The 19,884-nt window shown below is 65.3% G+C and carries 16 protein-coding genes; 9 read left to right on the forward strand and 7 right to left on the reverse strand.

Features of this window, described 5'->3' with window-relative positions; translation table 11 throughout:
- The first annotated feature begins 70 nt into the window (after positions 1 to 70).
- The 5 genes from SH602x_RS12565 (at position 71) to SH602x_RS12585 (ending at position 5,926) form a co-directional block, all read left to right on the forward strand.
- Positions 71 to 1,057, forward strand: coding sequence for an AAA family ATPase (locus SH602x_RS12565; protein WP_479468102.1), 987 nt, complete (start codon positions 71 to 73; stop codon positions 1,055 to 1,057).
- Positions 1,054 to 2,370 (forward strand): DUF58 domain-containing protein, encoded by a 1,317-nt coding sequence (locus SH602x_RS12570; RefSeq protein ID WP_479472637.1) that lies wholly within the window; start codon positions 1,054 to 1,056, stop codon positions 2,368 to 2,370. Before SH602x_RS12565 ends, SH602x_RS12570 begins: the two co-directional genes overlap by 4 nt.
- A 75-nt stretch (positions 2,371 to 2,445) precedes the next feature.
- A complete protein-coding gene (locus tag SH602x_RS12575) occupies positions 2,446 to 3,339 on the forward strand; it encodes a 3'-5' exonuclease (protein WP_479472638.1) in 894 nt (297 codons plus the stop codon).
- A 114-nt stretch (positions 3,340 to 3,453) separates the two neighbouring features.
- A complete protein-coding gene (locus tag SH602x_RS12580; protein ID WP_479472639.1) occupies positions 3,454 to 4,365 on the forward strand; it encodes an alpha/beta hydrolase in 912 nt (303 codons plus the stop codon).
- Between the two features lie 253 nt (positions 4,366 to 4,618).
- On the forward strand, positions 4,619 to 5,926 hold the full coding sequence (locus SH602x_RS12585; RefSeq protein WP_479472640.1) for an SGNH/GDSL hydrolase family protein: 1,308 nt from the start codon (positions 4,619 to 4,621) through the stop codon (positions 5,924 to 5,926).
- A 154-nt stretch (positions 5,927 to 6,080) separates the two neighbouring features.
- On the opposite strand, the gene SH602x_RS12590 is transcribed toward SH602x_RS12585, so the two are convergent.
- Positions 6,081 to 6,956, reverse strand: coding sequence for an OmpA/MotB family protein (locus tag SH602x_RS12590; RefSeq protein ID WP_479472641.1), 876 nt, complete (start codon positions 6,954 to 6,956; stop codon positions 6,081 to 6,083).
- 100 nt (positions 6,957 to 7,056) lie between these two features.
- Entirely contained in the window at positions 7,057 to 7,923 is an 867-nt protein-coding gene (motA, locus tag SH602x_RS12595) for a flagellar motor stator protein MotA (protein WP_479472642.1), read from the reverse strand.
- A gap of 456 nt (positions 7,924 to 8,379) precedes the next feature.
- On the opposite strand from motA, the gene SH602x_RS12600 reads away from it, so the two are divergent.
- Together SH602x_RS12600 and SH602x_RS12605 are read left to right on the forward strand one after the other, a co-directional pair.
- Entirely contained in the window at positions 8,380 to 10,338 is a 1,959-nt protein-coding gene (locus SH602x_RS12600; protein ID WP_479472643.1) for a DUF1592 domain-containing protein, read from the forward strand.
- Positions 10,339 to 10,394: 56 nt separating this feature from the next.
- Complete coding sequence (locus SH602x_RS12605; protein WP_479472644.1) at positions 10,395 to 11,765, forward strand: DUF1552 domain-containing protein; 1,371 nt, start codon at positions 10,395 to 10,397, stop codon at positions 11,763 to 11,765.
- A gap of 333 nt (positions 11,766 to 12,098) precedes the next feature.
- Here SH602x_RS12605 and SH602x_RS12610 read toward each other — a convergent pair whose 3' ends face one another.
- Both SH602x_RS12610 and SH602x_RS12615 read right to left on the reverse strand, forming a co-directional pair.
- Positions 12,099 to 12,308, reverse strand: coding sequence for a hypothetical protein (locus tag SH602x_RS12610; protein WP_479472645.1), 210 nt, complete (start codon positions 12,306 to 12,308; stop codon positions 12,099 to 12,101).
- Positions 12,271 to 13,671, reverse strand: a complete 1,401-nt coding sequence (locus SH602x_RS12615; RefSeq protein ID WP_479472646.1) for a hypothetical protein — start codon at positions 13,669 to 13,671, stop codon at positions 12,271 to 12,273. Before SH602x_RS12615 ends, SH602x_RS12610 begins: the two co-directional genes overlap by 38 nt.
- 229 nt (positions 13,672 to 13,900) lie before the next feature.
- Here SH602x_RS12615 and SH602x_RS12620 point away from each other — a divergent pair, with 229 nt between their 5' ends.
- A complete protein-coding gene (locus SH602x_RS12620; RefSeq protein ID WP_479472647.1) occupies positions 13,901 to 15,409 on the forward strand; it encodes a TolC family protein in 1,509 nt (502 codons plus the stop codon).
- 30 nt (positions 15,410 to 15,439) lie between these two features.
- Here the strand turns inward: SH602x_RS12620 and SH602x_RS12625 are convergent, their stop codons facing one another.
- Positions 15,440 to 16,495: a DUF1571 domain-containing protein gene (locus tag SH602x_RS12625; protein WP_479472648.1), complete on the reverse strand. Its 1,056-nt coding sequence runs from the start codon at positions 16,493 to 16,495 to the stop codon at positions 15,440 to 15,442.
- A 264-nt stretch (positions 16,496 to 16,759) separates the two neighbouring features.
- On the opposite strand from SH602x_RS12625, the gene SH602x_RS12630 reads away from it, so the two are divergent.
- Complete coding sequence (locus SH602x_RS12630) at positions 16,760 to 18,058, forward strand: FG-GAP repeat domain-containing protein (RefSeq protein ID WP_479472649.1); 1,299 nt, start codon at positions 16,760 to 16,762, stop codon at positions 18,056 to 18,058.
- 216 nt (positions 18,059 to 18,274) lie between these two features.
- Here SH602x_RS12630 and ycaC read toward each other — a convergent pair whose 3' ends face one another.
- Positions 18,275 to 18,907, reverse strand: a complete 633-nt coding sequence (gene ycaC / locus SH602x_RS12635) for an isochorismate family cysteine hydrolase YcaC (RefSeq protein ID WP_479472650.1) — start codon at positions 18,905 to 18,907, stop codon at positions 18,275 to 18,277.
- A gap of 69 nt (positions 18,908 to 18,976) precedes the next feature.
- Positions 18,977 to 19,849: a hypothetical protein gene (locus SH602x_RS12640; RefSeq protein WP_479472651.1), complete on the reverse strand. Its 873-nt coding sequence runs from the start codon at positions 19,847 to 19,849 to the stop codon at positions 18,977 to 18,979.
- Between the last annotated feature and the right edge of the window lie 35 nt (positions 19,850 to 19,884).

Raw genomic sequence — 19,884 nt, forward strand, 5'->3', positions numbered from 1 at the left:
GGGCTAATCTGAAGCGAGCATGCGCCGGCGACGGCGCCTCTTTTCGCTCTTCAGGTCGCCGCCCGTCGCTATGTCCGCCAACTTGCGCGAAGCCTTCCAGCGCCTGCAGAACGTCACCCGCGCTCTGACGGCGAACGTCGAGCAGGTCGTGCTCGGCAAGCGCCCGCAGATCACCCTCGCGCTGGTCGGCTGGCTGACGGAGGGGCATCTTCTGCTCGAAGACGTCCCGGGCGTCGCGAAGACGATGCTCGCCCGGGCGATGGCGCAGAGCGTCGGCTGCGCATTCAAGCGCATTCAGTGCACGCCCGATCTGCTCCCGACGGACGTAACCGGCGGGTCGATCTACAACCAGAAGAAGGGCGAATTCGAATTTCGCCCCGGCCCGATCTTCTCGCAGATCGTGCTGGCCGACGAAATCAACCGCGCGACGCCCCGCACGCAATCGGCCCTGCTCGAAGCGATGGCCGAGTCCCGCGTGACCATCGACGGCGTGACCCACGATCTGAAGAAGCCCTTCCTGCTGATCGCGACGCAGAACCCGATCGACCATGAGGGAACGTTCCCGCTGCCCGAGGCGCAGCTCGACCGGTTCCTGATGAAGTTCTCGATCGGCTATCCCAGCGCCGAAGAGGAGTTCAATCTGCTGGAGAAGCTGCAGCTTCGGCACCCGATCGAATCGCTCTCGCCGGTCGCCACCGCCGAGGATTTGATCGTCTGCCAGGAGGTGGTGAGGCGCACGTTCGTCGATCCCAAGATCCGCCGGTACATCACGGAGATCGTCCAGCGCACGCGCCGCCACGAAGATCTCGCGCTCGGCGGTTCGCCCCGCGCGTCGCTCGCTCTGTTTCGCGCATCGCAGGCGGTCGCCGCGATCCGGGGGCGCAACTTCGTGCTGCCTGACGACGTCAAGAAGATCGCCCAGCCCGTCCTCGCGCATCGCCTGATCCTCAAGCCCGAGAGCCGGCTGCGCAAAATCACCAGCGCGCAAATCGTCGACCATCTGCTCGAGGAGATCCCGACGCCTCAGATCGCCGTCGCCCAGGGGACGGCTCCATGACCTGGGTTCTGATGCTCCTGGCGACTTGGATCGTCGGGATGCTCTTTCAGCTCGACGCCCTCGTCTACGGCGCTTACGTGCTGGGCGCCGTGCTGCTGATCAACGGCTGGCTCGCCCGCAGCGCGGCGGAGAACCTCGTCGTGCGGCGCTCGGTATCGATCACCGAGGGGAACGTCGGCGACACGGTCACGGTGCTGCTGGAGGTCGAGAACCGGGGCCGCATGCCCGCGCTCTGGTTCCTGCTGGAAGACATGATTCCGCCCGAGGCGACGCAGCCGGGGCAGGCGCTGATCGCCACGGGTCAGCGCCTGCTGCTTGCGGGACTACGGGGCGGAAAGAAGCGGACTGTCTTCTACCAGCTCAAGTGCGAACGTCGCGGCTACTTTCAGATCGGGCCCGCGCTGCTGGAGACGGGCGACCTGTTCGGCCTGTTTCGGAAGTACTCGATCGCGGCGGAACCGAATTACGTCCTGATCCTGCCGCGACCCTTGCCGCTGGAACGTTACGAGATCGCCTCGCGACGACCGATGGGCGAGGTCCGGCTCACGCATCGGCTGTTCGAGGATCCGACGCGGATCGCCGGCCTCCGCGATTATCGCGCGGGCGATCGGCTGAACCAGATCCACTGGATGGCGTCGGCCCGCCTGGGGTCGCTGCAGAGCAAGTACTACGAATCGACGTCGATGGCCGGGGCGACGTTCCTGCTCGACCTGCACGTCGAGCACGCGAACGCGTCGGAGATCGACTATCGCACGGAACTCGCCGTGCTGACGGTCGCTTCCGTCGCGCATCTCGTCTTTCTCGAACGTCAGCAGATCGGCCTGGTCACCAACGGGCGCGACGCCGCCGATCGGGTGCGGACCGAAGGCTTTCGCCTCGTCGGCAGGTCACGCCATGCCATGCATGCGGCGATCGCGAAGCCGTCCGACAACGCCCGGCGTCAACCGATCGTCGTGCCGACGCGCCGGGGAGAGCAGACCTACCAGGAGCTGCTGCTGCAACTCGCCCGGCTGGAGCGCAACGACGGGCTCGACTTCGCGGAACTGGTGACCGAGACGCTCGATCGCATTCCTGCCGACGCGACGGCCATCGCGATCGTCTCCCGATTGTCGGACGACGTGCTCGTGGCGCTCTCGCTGCTGAAGCGGATGGGCCGCGCGGTCGTGGTGTTCGCGAACGTCTACGAGCCGACCGACTTCATCGCCATCGCCGGACCCCTGATGGCCGTCGGAATCGAATCCCGCCACCTTCGCGACGAAGAAGCCCTCCGCACGCTCTGCAATCGGCAGGAGTCGGTGACGCTGATAGCGTGAAGGTAGAGGACTTCGTCACGCGGCGATACGATGCTTACTTCAGGACGGGGCCACTCTCTCATCGGACGACTGCGTATGGAAACGCGAAGCTCGCGATTTGCCGTCGTCGATGTCGAAACGACAGGCTTTGCAGGGACTGACCGGATCGTCGAGATCGCGGTCGTCGAACTGGACGCCGAGGGCGACGTCGTCGATGAGTACGACACGCTCGTCAACCCTATGCGCAGCGTCGGTCCCACCCATGTGCATGGCGTCACGACGGCGATGGTCGCCGCGGCTCCGACGTTCGATGAAATCGCCGCCGCGGTTGCGATGCGTATCGACGGCGCGGCGTTGGTCGCACACAACCTTTCGTTCGACGCGCGCTTCCTTCGCCAGGAGTTCGTCCGCATCGACGCCGAACTCGATCCTGGAGCGGGGCTTTGTACCTATCGACTGACGGGTGCCAAGCTCGCGTTGGCCTGTCGGCAGTTCGGCGTACGATTGGAGAATCACCACCGTGCCCTCGCCGACGCTCGAGCGACAGCATGCCTGTTAAAGAAGGTCCTCCGCCGAACGACGACCCGAGTTCCCGTTGCCATCCGGAAGCTCCGGCATGCGTTCCTTCCGCGCACGCTCCGTCGAGAAGCTGCGGATGACACGAACGTCGTTTGCCGACTGGCGAACAAGATCGTGCGATCGTTCCGCGAATCGGCCGACGCCGACGAGTTGCGCTATCTCGTCGCCGTCGATCGGGCATTCAACGATCGGACGCTGACGATGCAGGAAGCGTCAGAGTTGCGGCTGCTCGCGGCAGAACTCGGTTTCGACGCCGAGCGCGTCGCACAAGCCCACCGTCGCTACCTTGCGATGCTGGTCTCAGCCTCCCTCCGCGATGGAATCGTCACACCGACGGAGCATCGCCTGCTCCGCCGCGCGGCGGACGCCTTCGGCCTTCACGACGCCGCGATTCCAGAGATTACCCGCTAATCTGTCCCGAATGTATCCTTGCGGAGGAACGCCTGTCGAATGCAGCGCCTCGGGTCGCAGGAAAGTAGCATGTAAGCCTGCACTTCGCCTTCCTCCTCCGGGCATCCTTCCGCCATGTCGACGTTTCTTCGTACGACGCTCGCCTTTTCGTTTCTGATCGCCGGGTCTCTGTTGCTCTCAGCGTGCGTCGCTGCCGCGGAGTGGAAGACGATCCCGCTCTGGGAGGGCGACGCTCCCGGCGCCGTCGGCAAGGAGGAGAAGGATCGCCCCAAGATCCACGTCAGCCTGCCGGAAGAGGGCAAGGCGACGGGCGCCGCGGTGCTGGTCTGCCCGGGCGGCGGATACGGCGGACTGGCGATGGGGCATGAAGGGCAGGAGATCGCCGACTGGTTGAACGCGAACGGCATCGCCTCGTTCGTGCTCGACTATCGCCATCGGGGCAAGGGCTACGGCCACCCGGCGCCGCTGACCGACGCGCAGCGCGGCATGCGATGGATTCGTGAGCATGCGGAGGAGTATGGCGTCGATCCGAAACGAATCGGCGTGATGGGCTTCTCCGCGGGCGGGCACCTGGCGTCGACCCTTTCCACGCACTTCGACGCGGGGCAGGAGGGCGCCGCCGACGCGATCGACCGGCAGAGCTGCCGGCCCGACTTCGCGATCCTGTGCTATCCCGTGATTCAGTTCGACGCGGCTTCGACGCATCGCGGCAGCCAGAACAACCTGCTGGGCGAGAACCCCGATCCGGCGCTCGTCGCGAGCCTGTCGAACGAGAAGCAGGTGACCGAAGCGACGCCGCCGACGTTCCTGTTCGCGACCGACGAGGACGTCCCCGTTCCTGCCGAGAACTCCGTCTCTTACTACCTCGCCTGCCGGGCAGCGAAGGTTCCCGCAGAGCTGCACATCTTCAAGACCGGCCAGCATGGCGTGGGCCTGGCGAAGAATATCGAAGGCGTCTCGCAGTGGCCCGACCTCTGCCTCGCTTGGCTGAACCGCCAGAGCCTGCTCGCCGCGAAGGCGAAGTGATGGCGTAAGCGGCTTGCGACCGCGTTCCGATGGGGGTGGCCCAGGTTGCTCGTCAACCTGGGTCGACGAAGTCGACAAGAGAAGCGGCAGCCGGACCGTTCGGCGATATCGAACGACGCGGAGAACGCACCGTCGATACTCTTGCGGCTGACGCCGCCCGGATTGGCAAGCAATCCGGGCCAACCACGCCCAATCTTTTCGTCGCATATTCTGTCGGCCACGTTTCCCTTCCGCCTCCTCGCGATCTCCCGCCATGACTTCCTCGACTGGCCTCCGTGCCACGCTCTTCGCATCATTCGCACTCACCCTTGCGTTCGTCCTCGTACCGTGGGGATCCGCGGAGGAGCCGGCGCCGTTCGCGCTGCAGGAGGGCGATCGCGTCGTCTTCCTAGGCGACAGCAATACGCAGGCAGGCACGTACGTCGTCTATCTGGAGGCGTACGTCCGGACCCACTTCCCAGAGCGGAAGATCGAGCTGATCAATCACGGCCTGAGCAGCGAGACGATCAACGGCATGTCGGAAGACGATCACCCGGGCAGGCGACCGTGGGTGCATGACCGTCTGGAGCGCGACGCCCTGAAGTGGCAGCCGGACGTCCTCTCCGTCTGCTACGGGATGAACGACGGCAACTACTTTCCGATGCACCCGGAGCGGTTCGAGAAGTTCAAGGAAGGCTACTCGCGGTTCTTCGAGATCGTCGATCAGGCGAAGATTTCGCGGGTGACCGTCCTGACGCCGCCGCCGTTCGACGCCTACCGTCGCAAGGCGGGCGACGAGAAGCCGCTCGACTACGGTTACAAGTTTCCCGCGGTCGATTACGACCGGACGCTGGCGGCTTACTCCGAGTGGCTGATTTCGCAGCGCGACGTCTGGGCGAAGAAGTTCGCCGACACGCAGACGACGTACGTCGACCTGCATGGCGCTCTGAACGAACTGCTGCGCCAGCGACGCGAGGGCGACGTCAACTACAGCTTCTCCGGCGACGCGGTCCATCCCGATTCGACCGGGCATCTGCTGATCGCGATGCAGATCCTGAAGGGGTGGAACGGACCCTCGCTCGGCTCCGTTACGGTCGACGTCGACGGCGCCGACGGCAAGTCAGCCAGCGCGACGGCGACGATCCCGCTTCCCATGCCGCGCGACCCGCGGTGGGACGAACGGATGGTCGAACTGTGCGGCTGGACCGACGCGCTGACGACGTTCCGCGTCGTCTCGCCTGCCCGGGAGGGAAAGTGGAAGCTGACGATCTCGGGTCGTCCGGAAGGGGACGCCAGCGAGTCGCAGGCGCTCTTCGCGGGCGAGTTCACCGGCGAGCAGCTCGCGGAGGGCGTGAATCTCAATGCCGACGCGTGGGCGCCGATGCAGGAGCCCAGGGCGAAGGTTCTGGCGAACGTGCAGAAGCGGTGCGACCTGGTCTATCGCGCGTGGCGGAAGGATCTCGAAGCGGGCGGCGACGGCCAGTCCTCGGTCAAGTTGCCGGAACTCGCACAGCTCGATGAGGCGATCGCCCGCGACGCTCGACCGTGGAGCGTCGTCGTGGAGATCGAGCGGCTGGACTAGCTTCGACGCGTGCACGGTCCGTGTGCCATGCCCACATCTCCGAAGGAAGGGTGGGCATGCTGAAGGCCGGCCGATCCTGCCATGCCCACGCTGTTTCGCGACGTGGGCATGGCACACAGAGTCGTCGCCTCGAGCTCAAGCCGTCGCGCTGTTTTTAGTGCGCGTGGTCGTGCGAATCTTTCGCGTGCGACTTCTCGCCGTGCGCGTCCGATCCATGAGGCGTGGAGATGGGTACTCCATGGCCGTCGTGGCTGTCATGTTCCTCGTGACCATGGTCGCCGTGCTCGTCCGCCGCGTCAGGCTCTTCCTTCTCGATCATGCTTTCGAAGCGGGCGGCGCGTTCGTCGGGCGTGCCGACCAGATCCTCGGTCAGCTCCGCCATCAGGACGACTTCGACGCGACCGTTGCGCGCCCGCGCTTCAGGATCGCCCTTGATCGTCAACGGTTCGAAGACGCCTGACTGGGCCAGTCGCATCCGGTTCGGCTCGACGCCCTGTGCCTTGAGGCGTTCCATCACGGCCAGGCAACGTTCGTAAGAGAGCCTCCAACTATCGGAGGCCTGCTCGGCGGATTCGGCGGGACCATGCGCGGCGTGACCCCGGACCTCGATCTTCTGCGGCATGCCGCTCAACTTCGGCGCCAGCCGATCGAGCCGGGCGATGGCTTCCTCGTCCAACGTGGCGTCGTGCCCCTGGAAGAAGACTACCGCTCCGACCGCCGTGACCTCTGCGCCATGCAGCGCGAGAAGCCGCGGGTTCTTGTTCTCCGGATCGTTGGGATCGTCGGAGAAGGTATTGCTGTGGCGCTGCATATCCCCTTTGCCGCGCATCTTCGTCGGCTCAGGGGGCTCGTCCATCGAGCCGATGCGATTCTTCGAGTCGGCGTAGGGATCGGTGAAGTAGCCGGCGATGGCCGCCTTCGTCTCCGGTTTCTGGCCGACCAGCCACATGACCATGAAGAAGGCCATCATCGCCGTCACGAAGTCGGCGTAAGCCACCTTCCAGGCGCCGCCCCCTTTGCCGCCAGCCATGGTTCGCCTTTCGTGCGATCGATTCGCGTCCGATCGTTCGCGATCGGGGAAGCATGCCACGGAGGGCTGACGCCCTCCGCTCGTCTAGTAATCGCTTCGCCTAACGTGCTGCCGTGTCGATCGCCTTGAACATCTCTTCGAGCTGCTCGCGCGAGCACTTCAGGTGACTCGGGAGGCCGCGGCGTCCCTGCTCGATCGCGATCCGCGGAGGAAGGTCCGTCACGTAGCCCATCACGACGACCGCGATGGTGCGGAAGAAGACCATCTCTTCCTGGCCCAGGAATTCGAGCTTCGTCGCCATCGGCGCGAGGAAGCCGTACGACGCCAGAATCCCGAGGAACGTTCCGACGAGCGCGGCGCCGACCTTGTGGCCGATCTCTTCCACGGGGCCGTCGATGTGACCCATCGTGATGACGATGCCGAGCACCGCCGCGACGATTCCGAAGCCGGGGAGCGCGTCCGCCGTCTTGTTCAGCACGCCGAGCGGCCCGTGATGCTCTTCCTCGATCGCCCGGATTTCCGTTTCCAGAAGTTCGGGCAGGCGCTCGGGCTTGATCGTTCCGTCGACGACCGGGGCGAGGGCGCCGACGAGGAAGTCGGTCGCGTGGTGGTTCTTCGAGATCGTCGGATAGCGGTTGAAGATCTCGCTTTCGTGCGGATCGGCGAGATGCGGTTCAAGCGCGAGCAGCCCCTCCTTCCGCGCCAGGCGGAAGAGCTCGTACTGCAACTGGAACAGTTCGTCGTAGGACTTCCTGGTGAAGGGGGAGCCCTTGACCGCCTGGATGCACCCCTTCATCAGGTCGATCAGCTTCTTCTTGGAGGCCATGACGACCATCGCGCCGGCCGCGGCCCCGCCGATCACGAGGATTTCCGACGGGTGAATGAGCGCGCCGACGTGCCCGCCGGCCCACATGAAGCCGCCCAGCACGGAGCCGATGACGACGAGAAATCCTACGATCACCAACATGGGGACGTCCGCGGCGGACCCGCGTCTTTCGAGCCGAACCAGCGCCGGTCGCCCGCCCCGCCGGATAGTCCTGCGGAGGCGGATCGCTCAGCGGCGCGTGACGATCCTCGTCCCGACCGGCCGCTCGAAACTTCGGAAGAGAGTTTCAGCGCGAGCCGGGGCGAGTCACCTTCGAAGATCGGGCGCCGCTGCCGTGCGGGTCGACAGATCCTGAAGATGGACCGGTTAATCGCGTCCTGCCGCGGGATCGAATCGCCCGGGAAGGAACGGACTTTCCGGATCTGACGGGTCGACGGGCCGAGCGACGATTCGGGGGCGAATCCGCGGCGACATTGACCGGCGGAGCCTGCGGGCTTAGGCTGCCATCAGATCGTCGTCATCCGCCCCGCGTTTACGGAGCGGAACGCGACCATCTCCCCGCCTCTGCCTGCCCCGCCCGCCTTCCTCTTGGTCACGATGATCGACGGCTCGTCCCTTCGACGAACCGCTTCGGCGGCTATCGCGTTCCTGGCGCTCGTTAGCCTGTTCTTTGCAGGAAGCGGAGCGAACGCTGCGGACGAAGAGCGCTGGAAGCAGCGCTTCGCCGACGACATCGTGCCGATCCTGAAGAGTCGCTGCGTCGACTGTCACGGGAAGGACGAGCCCGAAGGGGGGCTCGATCTGGTCAAGTTCCTCGAGGGCGCCGATCCGCTATCGGCCATGGACGTGTGGGAACGCGTCGGGCCGCGAATCCGCCAGAACGAGATGCCGCCCGAGGGAAGCCCCGGTCTGAACGACGACCAGAAGGGAAAGTTCAACGGCTGGCTCGATGCGCGGCCGCAGGAGGATAACTGCAACCAGCTCGCCTCCGACGAAACGACGAGCTGGTACCGCGGCTACGTCATGAGCCGGCGCCTGACGCGAACCGAGTTCGGTAACGCCGTACGCGATCTGTTCGGCGTCGATCTGGACGCGGAGGCGGACGTTCCGTCGGACGGCGCGGGAGGCGAAGGCTTCGACACGACCGGCGATGCGCTCTTCACGTCGCCGATTCACCTGGAGAAGTACGTCGCCGCCGCCGACCGGGTCGTTCGGACCGTGCTGCCTGAGAACGCGGAAAGCTTGCCGCCCGAACTAATCGCGGCGCGCGAGCGACTGCTGGTCGCTCAGCCCTCCGATTCGCTTGCTCCGCGCGACGCGGCAAGCCAGGTGATCGCGGCGTATGCGAAGCGGGCCTGGCGACGACCGGTCGAAGCGGAAGAGATCGAGCGGTTGCTGGTCCTGTTTGACAGAGCGACCGAGCGCAGCGAACCGTACGAACAGGCGCTGCGTCAACCGCTGGCGGCGGCGCTCCTTTCGCCTCACTTTCTGTTCGTCGTCGAGACCGAACCGGAAGAGGGGGGCGTGCATCGGCTCTCGCCACATCAACTGGCGATGCGGGTGTCGCTCTTCCTGTGGTCATCGATTCCGGACGATCGCCTGCTGGAGCTCGCGGATACGGGCGCCATTTATGACGAGGCGACGCTGCAGGAAGAGCTTCGCCGGATGGTGGCCGATCCGAAGGCCAAGGCGCTGGGCGAGAACTTCGGCATGCAGTGGCTCGGGCTGACCGCGCTGGGCGAGTCGGCGAAGCCAGACGCGGAGAAGTTTCCGGAGTTCGACGCCGAGCTGGCTGCCGCGATGCGGGAGGAGCCGATCCGGCTGATCCAGCGAGTCTTCGCGGAGAATCGCGACCTGCTCGAACTGATCGACGCGGACTACGTCCCCGCGAACGGACGCCTCGCGCGGCATTATGGAATGGAGCCGCCCGCGGGCGACGACTGGGGCTACGTCAGCGCGTCGGGCGGACGGGGCGGCGTGGTGACCAGCGCCGCGGTCCTGACGTCGACCAGCTATCCATTACGGACGAGCCCCGTTCTGCGCGGTCGCTGGGTCCTGGAAGAGATCCTGGGATCGCGGGTTCCTCCGCCGCCGCCCGGCGTGCCGGCGCTCGAAGCGACGAAGGGCGAAGGGGATAAGCCGCTCTCGCTGCGCGAGCGACTGGAACTCCATCGCAAGAATCCGGACTGCGCCTCGTGTCACGCCAGGATGGACCCGATCGGTTTCGGGCTGGAGAATTACGACGTGCTCGGACGCTGGCGTGCCGACGATGAGGGTCACGCGATCGACGCGTCCGGAAAGCTCCCCTCGGGCGAGACGTTCTCCGGACCGGACGAAATGAAGGCGCTGATCCTGAAGCGGAAGGACGAGTTCCTCAAGCACTTCGTCCGGAAGATGCTCGGCTTCGCGCTGGGTCGGGACCTCAACCGCTTCGACGATTGCGTGGTCGAAGCCGCGCTGAAGCGACTGAACGAAAACGAGCGCCGGGCCCAGGGCCTGCTCGAAGAGATCGTGCTGAGCTATCCGTTCCAGCATCGCTACTTCAAGGCGAAGTGACGAAGCGAAGAGGGTTGTTTCAGGCAGAACGACCGCTGCATCAGGAGAACGCGAACATGACGTCGCCGAATCGATCCTTCGCCATGCGTCGGCGCTTCCTGCAGGGAGCGGGGGCGACGCTCGCGCTGCCGTTCCTTACTTCGCTGGCGCCGAAGCTGGGGCGTGCAAGCGAAGCGAACGAATCGGCGCCGATTCGCGCGGCGTTCGTCTACTTTCCGAACGGCGTCTGGGAGAAGGGCTGGGTCCCGGAGAAGCGGGGCGCCGACTACGAGTTGCCCTTCGCGCTCGAGCCGCTGGCGGAGGTGAAGGCCGACGTCACCGTCCTGTCGGGGCTCGACAAGAAGCACAGTCACGGCGGCGACGGGCATTACGCCAAGACGGCCAACTTCCTGACCGGCATGCCGGTGACGAAGACGACCGGCAAGGATATCTCCTCGGGCGGCATCTCCGTCGATCAGCTCGCGGCCCAGCATCTGGCGGGTCAGACGCCGCTGCCGTCGCTGGAACTGGGGACCGAGCCCGTGATCTCGGGCATCGACAGCAACGTCGGCTACACCCGGCTGTACGGTTCGCACATCTCCTGGCAGTCGCCGACGCGTCCGGTCGCGAAGGAGATCAACCCGCGTCTCGTTTACGAGCGCCTGTTCGGTCGCGGCCTGTCAGCGGCAGAGAACCCCGACGACTACAGCAACCTGCTGGACTATGTTCTCGAAGACGCGAAGCGACTGCGCGGCCGGCTGGGGCGCGACGACCAGTTCAAGATGGACGAGTATCTCGATTCGGTTCGCGCGGTGGAGAAGCGGATCGAGTTCGCGACGCGAAACGCGAGCAGCACGCGAAACGCGGGAGCCGACAGCGACCCGGCGCTCGATCCGGATCAGCTCGCGCAGCGACGCCCCGGCGTTCCGGGCGACTTCCGCGAGCATATCGACGTGATGCTGGATCTGATCGCGCTCGCGTTTCAGACCGACTCGACGCGGATCTGTTCGTTCATGTTCGCCAACGACGTCTCGGGTCGGAACTTCTCGTTCCTCGACGGCGTGCAGGGGGGCCACCACGAACTGTCGCACCACGAGAACAACGAAGAGAAGATCGCCCAGTACCAGCGGATCAACCGCTGGCACGTGGAGCAGTTCGTCCGGCTCACGGCGAAGCTGAAGAGCGTTCGCGAGGGCGAAGGGACGCTGCTCGATAACTGCATGATCCTGATGGGATCGAGCTTCAGCGACGGCAACCGCCACGATCCCGATAACCTGCCGCTGCTCCTGGCCGGGAAGGGGGGCGGGACGATCCAGCCGGGGCGCCACCTCGCTGCGGAGGGACAGGTTCCCCTCTGCAATCTCTACCTGAGCATGCTCCGCGGGCTCGGGATGGAGATCGAATCCTTCGGCGACAGCGAAAGCCCGCTGAAGGGCCTGGCGGGCTAAAGGAGCTGGCTCGTCGCTGGCGAAGAGCCTCATGCAATTCAAATAGAACGAGCGCTGCCGCCGCCCCAGCGACGAACGCGAGACAGCCCCGGGAGTCCGCGGAAACAGATTCCCAGAGACCTGGCTCGCGTCCGTCACATGGTGTGGAGCCGACTTAAGCCGAGAAGCTAAGAACGGAACGCCGCGCCTACGCAATTCAACAGGGAAGGTCGTCGCCTGGAGTACGACGGACTTCGCTGTAGAAACGTCGACTGCTAAACCCGTGTACTCTCCGATTTTTCCTTAGCCCGGAAATTTCTAAAGAGCGTTTCGTTCGGCGAAATCGGCTTCGGTTTAGCGAGGGAATGCCTTCGCGAGCGGGGGGGCGTCGAGGTCCAGTCGGTACATGATCTGGTTGTATTCGTACCGAGGCGTCGCCGGCGAAGAGGTGAAGCTGTTGGTGTAGGTCCCCTCGAAGTAAATCGTCCGCCCGCCGTCGGCGTCGAAGAACGCGTGGTGGCAGGGGTTATAGAACGACTGCTTGTCGTGCGTGACGATCTTCACCGTCGTTTCGAACGGACCCTGCGGCGATGCGGCTTCGCTGTACCACGTCTCTCCTAATAGCGAGGGCGCGTCGCCCGACCGGGCAATCTGACTGGCGATCGCGATCCATTTTTTGCGGAATGGATTCCAGTTCACGGTTCCCGCGTGAAACTCGATCCGCTTGCCGGGATTCGCCGCGTCCGCGGGCAGAAACCGCAGTTCGTCCGCCTGAACGAGACCGTTCTTCAGCCAGCGGGCCTCGATCTCGGGCGTGACCGGCGGACCCGCCTGCCAACGCCAATCGAGCTTTCCTGTCTCGTCCCGCCGCGGAGTCGGCAGTTTTCGGATCGGCGTCCAGGGGCAGGCAGGAGAACGACTCGTAGGATTCCGGGGATAGCGCCGCGGCGAGCGTCGCCTTGGTCCTGGTCGCCGGGAAGCAGAGGCCGCTGCCGGCGTACTCCTCGCCCCCCTCCTTGAAGCGAACCGGATGGGCGCTGAGGTGGCGCCAGGTCTCATCGAGCGGCAGGTCGGTCGCCTTCGTGAAGATCTCGCGTCCGTCGTCATAGACCGACATGCCGTGCTCGTACTGCTCGCCGAGCCCCTCGCGACGCGAGTGGTGGCCGACCAATCGCTCCCGTCCCGATTCGTCCGGCAGAACGCAGACGCCGTCGATCCAAATCACCCCCTTCGGATCAGGAAGCTCCGACATCGCCCGGGCGAAGCCTTCGTCGCTGACGAAGTAGTCGAGCCGAACTCCGTCGTCTGGCGACAGGCCGCTCTCGCCAGGCACTGGCGACGTCGCGCCTGCCATGCGGAAGAGACCCAAGGGATACGACAGCCGGGCCGTGTCGCCCCAGAACCAATAGATCCGGTCTCGGTACGGTACGCCGAACACCGAGTCCTGCCCCGCGACCATGCCCGAACGCGACTCGTCCGGGATCGGCGCTTCATGGCCGAGCAGCAGCGAGTCGCGATAGATGTCCTGGCCCGTGATGCGGTAAAGCCGCTCGGCGACGTTGATCCGCTCGAGTTCGAATTCCTGCTCGCCGCCCGGCTCGACCTTGCAGCGCACGCCTTCGATGCCGAAGCCGTCCTTCGGCGCGCGGTAACCATGGGCCTTGACGCTGAAGAAGATCGTCTCGCCCGCCCGGTCCGGCTCGTCGTAGGCGACGCGGCCCGCGCTATCAGTGACGTAGGGGACGTGGTGGACCGTCTTCAGCTCGACCAGCGGGATGCCCCGCCCGGTCTCCGCATCGACGAAGCGGATCTCGAACGGACGCGTCTCTTCGGCGGCGACCGATCCTGCCGTCAGCGCGCCGCCGAGCAGGATCGTCGCTGCCGCGAATTTGAGTGGTAGAAGCGCCGAAGGCAGCGGTCGAATCACGACGAACTCCGGGAGGAGGAGCGGAGGCAGCGTTCGCAGGCGAGAACTCCTGATTGTCGTCGATCGCCATGGCTGCGGCACCTGCCTTTCCGATTCCGTAGCTTGGGCGAACTGGCGAGCGGGCGACGGCTCGTCAGAATCGAATCGCCCGGGAGGATCCGGACGATCGACATACAAGGGAGCGACGGCTCTGCCGTCGGCGCGCAAGTTCCTGACCCGGCGAGTAGCGATGTTACGCAATCTGCGACGAAATGCGACGGATGCGGTCGGCCTGACGCTCGTCGTCGGTACGGCGCTCGTCGCGTTCGCGTGCCCGTCGCCGACCGCTGCGAAGGCTCAGTCGCCGGAGACCGCCCGCTGGGGCCAGTCGCTCTCCCGGGCGAGCGCCTTCCCGGCATCGAACGCTTCCCCGTATCGAGTCGCCCAGGAGGATCCGTCCCGGCGGCTTCCGCCCGCCGTGACGCTGGAAGAACAGGGGCCCCCTGAGATCGTCTCGCCCTCCGATCGCGGCGTTCCTCAATCGCAGCCGAGAGCTCCTCAGCCGCGGCAAATGACCGCGACGCAATCCGGTCCGGCGTGGTCGCTCGAAACGCTGGAGAGCGTCTCCCTCCAGCGCAATCCGGCGATCGACGAAGCGGCCGCTCGCGTCGAAGCGGCGCGGGGACGCTGGATCCAAGCGGGGCTGCCGCCGAACCTGGTGGCCGGATACGCCGGGACCGAAATCGGTAACGACGGACGAGCCGGCCAGCAGGGAATCTATCTCGCGCAGGAGTTCGTGCGCGGAAATAAACTCGGTCTTGCGCAGCAGGTCGCCGCTCAGGAATATATGCAGGCCCGCTGCGAACTGGAGGCCATGCGGTGGCGCGTGCTGACCGACGTTCGCCGGGCGTTCTATGTCTATCGCATCGCGATCCGCCGCCTGGACGTCGCCCAGCGTCTGATCGACGTCAGCTCCCGGAGCGCCGAACTGACCCAAAGCCTGGTGGACGGGGGCGAGCTTCGCGGCGTCGACGCTCTCCAGACGGAGACCGATCTCGCGCGGGCGGAGGTAACGAAGGCGCGCCTCGACGTGACGGTCGAAACCCGGCTGCGGGAACTGGAAGCCGTACTCGGCGCTCCGCTCGGCGCCGCGGTCGCCGTCGACGGAGAACTGACGCCGCCCCCCGCGATCGAATGGGACGCGACGCTGGCGCGGATCGAACGCGAGAGCCCGCTGATGTCCGCCGCGGCGGCCAACGTCGAACGCGCGGGCTGGACGATTCAGTACGAACAGGCTCAGGTCGTGCCGAACCTCGACGCCCAGGTCCAGGTGCAGCATGACTACGCGACAGGCTTCGACATCGCGAGCGTCCAACTCTCCGGGCCGATCCCGATCTGGAATCAGAATCAGGGGAGCGTCCGCCGGGCCTTCGCGGAGCGCCGCGAAGCACAGCAGGCGATGGAACGGCTGCGGCAGTCGCTGGCCCAGACGCTGGCCGGCGAGTTCCGCCAGTACGAGTCGTCGCGAATACTCGTAGAACGCTACGACCGGGACGTGCTGCCCAAGACCGAGCGGACGATCGACCTCGCCCGACAGGCGCTCGCGGGCGGCGAAGGGAGCTTCCTGGAACTGCTCACCGCCCAGCGAACCTACTTCCAGACGACGCTGGAGTATCTCGACTCGCTGGAAGAGATGTGGATCGCCTATGCGCGGATCGACGGCTTCCTGCTGGACGACAGCCTGACCGCCCAGCGGTAGCTCTCCGTCGGTCGGTCGGGCGAAGCGACGCTACCGCTTCGGATAGTTGTACTCTTCGTTCTCGGCCTTGAAGTCTTCGTCGGTCAGGCCGACGTTGAGCTTCAGGTCGAGGTAGGTGTACTGCTCCAGGATCTGATCTTCGCCCGGCTTCTCGCCCCAGCCGTAGCCGGCGTAGCGGATCGGAATCTGCAGTTCCTCGTCGACGAAGATCTCCGCCAGGGAGAACTCCAGCCCGGGCCGCTGCTCCGGATGCCGCACGCGAATGACCCGGCAGGATCGCCCGTTGAGATCGACGCCGTGCTCTTCGGTCACGATACAGTTGGCGGGATCGGTTTCGCGTTCGCGTTCGCCCCGTTCGATCAGCTTCCCGACCAGGTTCCGCAGGCCGATGTCGTAGATCGGATAGCGGCTGGCGATCATGGCCAGTTCGCCCTTCGGATCGAGGTAGACCTTCATCACGTTCAGCAGGCCCGTCTCGTGCGCGACGAGATTGTCCTTATGCCAGCCGCGGACCCAGATCGCCTCGCGACCCTTGAACCGGGGCGGCCCGTCGTAGCGGAGGTAGATGCTGAAGGGGAGCGTCACGTCGTCAGTCACCTGGCGCTCGTGCCGGATCTTGCAGAAGACCTCCGATTCGGGAAGCAGCTTGCCCCCCACTTTTTCCTGCATGACCACCTTGGCGGTGTAGTCCTGGATCTCGTTATCGATCCGCTCCAGAGCCTCCCGGGCCATCTCCAGCGCCGGGTCGAGCGGATGCTCGGGCGCCGTCGCGGCGGTTGGCTCCGTTTCCTGTTCGGTCGCCGGGGCAGGAACTGCGATCGGCGTTTCGGCGGCTGACGGACCGGGGGAGGGGCGCGACGACGAAATGGCGATCCGCCGGCCAGCTTCCGGGTCGAAGGCATCGGTCCGCGTCGTCCACCAGATCGCGACGGCCAGGCCGATGAAGGCGCCGACGAAGGTCACCAGCCAGCGCGCGATCGTTCGCGAGCCCGACCGCTCGCCCGTCGCCGTTCGCGGGGTCTTCGCTTCCGGCGCCGCAGCGTCGACGGCGTCCGTTCGAGAGTTCTTTTCCGAAATGCCAGGCATAACTATTCCACGACGCCCGAAGGCGGGGCGAGTTCTCGTCTGCGACGAATCGATAATCGACAGCCGCTCATTGTAGGTCGGTCGCGCCAATTCGACCAAGCGTCAGGGTTTTCGCGACCCGCAACGTCCGCCCGTAGAGGGGGGCAACCTTCGAGAAGCCTTTTGTCTCTCAGGTAACGTCGATAAAGGCTGGAGCGCCCAAGGCTTGAATTCGCGCCCCAGCGGGCGGATACTGCCGACCGAACTTCCTTCGGAGCGCCCGCCATGACTTCGCGACCCCTGACTCGTCTCTCGATCCTACTTCGATCCGCTGCCTTCGGTTTCGCCGGACTCTCGCTCGTCGCGCCGGCGTCCGCTCAGGAAGGGGCAGCTGAAGCCCCGACGATTCAGTTTCGGGAGATCGAGTTGCCCGAGCGGCTGACGGTCGGGTATGCGGTCCGGCTGCTCGATATGAACGGCGACGACCGGCTCGATATCGTCGTGCTCGACAGCAAGCGCCTGATCTGGATGGCGAACCCGAACTGGGACGTCCATACGATCTATTCGGCGCCGGAGAAGGCCGACAACGTCACCTTCGCCCCCTGCGATATCGACGGCGACGGACGGCTCGACTTCGCCCTCGGCGCCGACTGGACGCTGAACACGAAGCAGGGCGGGACGATCCAGTGGCTCAGGCAGCCCGAGGATCCGGCTCAGCCCTGGGAGTTGTTCCCGATCGGGACCGAGCCGACGGTTCATCGGATCAACTTCGGCGACCTGGATCATGACGGCAAGCAGGAACTGCTCGTCCTGCCGCTGATGGGGCGGAACTCCACGGCGCCGGAGTTCGCCGAGTCGGGCGTGCGGTTCCTGCGGTACGTGCTGCCGGAGAATCCGACGGACCCGGAGGCGTGGAAGCCGGAGGTTCTCACCGATCAGCTGCACGTTTCGCACAACTTTCAGGTCACCGACCTCGATCACGACGGCGTCGAGGACGTGGTCGTCGTCGCCTTCGAGGGGGTCCACTCGATCCGCCGCGGAGATGAGAACGGTTGGAAGATGACGCGGATCGGCGAAGGGGATCAGCAGAGCAAGCCCCGCCGAGGAGCGAGCGAGATCCGCCGGGGCCTGCTGGGCGATCAGCCGACGGACGACTATCTCGCCACGATCGAGCCCTGGCACGGCGATAAGGTGGTGGTCTACCTGCCGCCTTCTGTCTTCGGCAACGACGGCGAAGCGGGGCGATACAGCAGTCTCTGGAGACGGGTCGTCATCGACGACGAGCTGCAGTGGGGGCACGCGGTGAAGACGGCGGACCTCGACGGCGATCGGCAGCAGGAACTGATCGTCGGCGTGCGCGATTCGCTCTCTGCCGAGCGAACGTTCGGCGTCCGCGTCTATGATCCGAAGGACGCGACCGGCGCCGAGTGGACCCGCACCTTCGTCGACCCGGGCGGCGTCGCCGTCGAAGACCTCGACGTCGGCGACCTCGACAACGACGGCAAGACCGACATCGTCGCCGTCGGTCGCAAGACCGGGAACATCAAGATCTATCTGAACGAGACGGGCGACGACGCGAAGTAAGCGCGGTCGCTTCCTGCCCGGGGCTAGCGGGGGACGGCAGTCCCCCGAGTCCGTCGACCGAGCGTAGCGATGGTCGAGCGAGTCCCGCCTCGCGAACGTCGAACAAGCCCAGCGGCCGCGCGGAAGCCAGCGATCGCAGTCTTCGACCGCGATCCAGACTCGGGGTACTGCCGTCCCCCGCTGGCCGTCGCCGTGATTGAGACGTTCGTCTTTTCGCTACCCCTTCTTCGCCGCTTGCAGCGCGTTATAGCTGCTCATCAGGTTGCGATAGTTCGGCAGGTGGTTCGACAGCAGGGCGCCGAGGCCCTCCATGTCGTTCCGCCAGTCGCGATGGAGTTCGCAGGCGACCGCGAACCAGTTCACGAGCTGGCATCCCGCGGCGGCCATCCGCGCCCAGGCGGCCTGCTGCACGGTCTTGTTGAAAGTGCCCGAGGCATCGGTCACGACGAAAACGTCGTACCCCGCTTCGATGGCCGACAGCGCGACGAACGAGACGCAGACGTCGGTCACCACGCCCGCGACGATCAACTGCTTGCGACCGGTCGCTTTGATCGCGGCGACGAAGTCCTCGTTGTCCCAGGCGTTGATCTGCCCCGGTCGCTGAATGAACGGCGCGTCGGGGAACATCGCGGCCAGTTCGGGCACGATCGGTCCGTTCGGCCCCTGATCGAAGCTGGTCGTCAGGATCGTCGGCAGGTCGAAGAACTTGCCGATGTCGGCCAGCGCCAGGACGCTGTTCTTGAAGTCGTCGGGCGAGAAGTCCTGCACCAGCGAGATCAGCCCCGACTGGTGATCGACCAGCAGCAGCGCCGCGTCGTCCTTCGAGAGCTTCACGTACTTGGCAGCCATGGGCGTTATTTCTCCAAAGTGGTAGCGATTCGCTGTCGTACGCGTGGATAAGGCAGTAGCCAGCGTCGTTCAGCGAAACTCGACGCTCCGTAGGATCGCGTCGAACATCTCTTCGCCGGACGCATCCGGCTCGTCGGTTACCAGCACCAGTTGCAAACAGGTCTCGCCGCGAACGAGATTCGCGTAGAAATGGCGAACGCCGCTTCGCGTCGGGGTGTCGCCGGAGACGACGCACACCGCGGCAGTCTCCGAGTCGATCTCGATCGTTTCGACACGTTCGACGACTTTGTTCGTCAGCGCATTTTGGGCAGCTATGGCCTCCCCGAACTGTTGAAAGTCGATCGTCTTCGCATCGATCCCCGGCGTCGCGCTCGCGAGCACGAGCAGAAGGTCCGGAATTCCGGAGCCCTGAGTCGGACCGACGGCGACTGCAACGGCATTCGGGTCGGCCTTCTTCGCGTCCTGTCCGACATTCACCACCCAGTACTGCGCGGGTTGGTTCAGTACGAGGCCCGTGGACTCATGCACGAACGGCCAAGGGACGGATTTTTCGACCATCGCGAGGCGCATGCCTCCGGCGAGGAACTGAGCCAATACAAGCACGGACGTCAGCAGGAAACAGATGGCCGCGCCGATGCCTCCCTGGAGTCGATCGTTCTTCGCGCTCGGATTGCCGAGACCGAATAGCGCGAGCACGCCGTAAACGACTCCTGCGAACCCGACGGCGCCGCAGACGGCGAGCGCTGCGAGTCCGAAGATGAAGGCAACGTTCGCGTCGATGGCCTCATCACGATTCACGGACCTTACGACCATGCCGGAGACCCAGCCGACCAGCATGAAGATGCCCAGGAGTACGAGCGACGTTTCCCCGAACCTGCCGAAGAAGAGTCGCGTGGGCGAAGCAGCGGGCGCTTGGAACTCTTGGTTCGACGGTTGCGACATTATCACGCAGCGGTTTAAGAACGAAAACGAACGCC

Source organism: Lignipirellula cremea, from assembly GCF_056501455.1.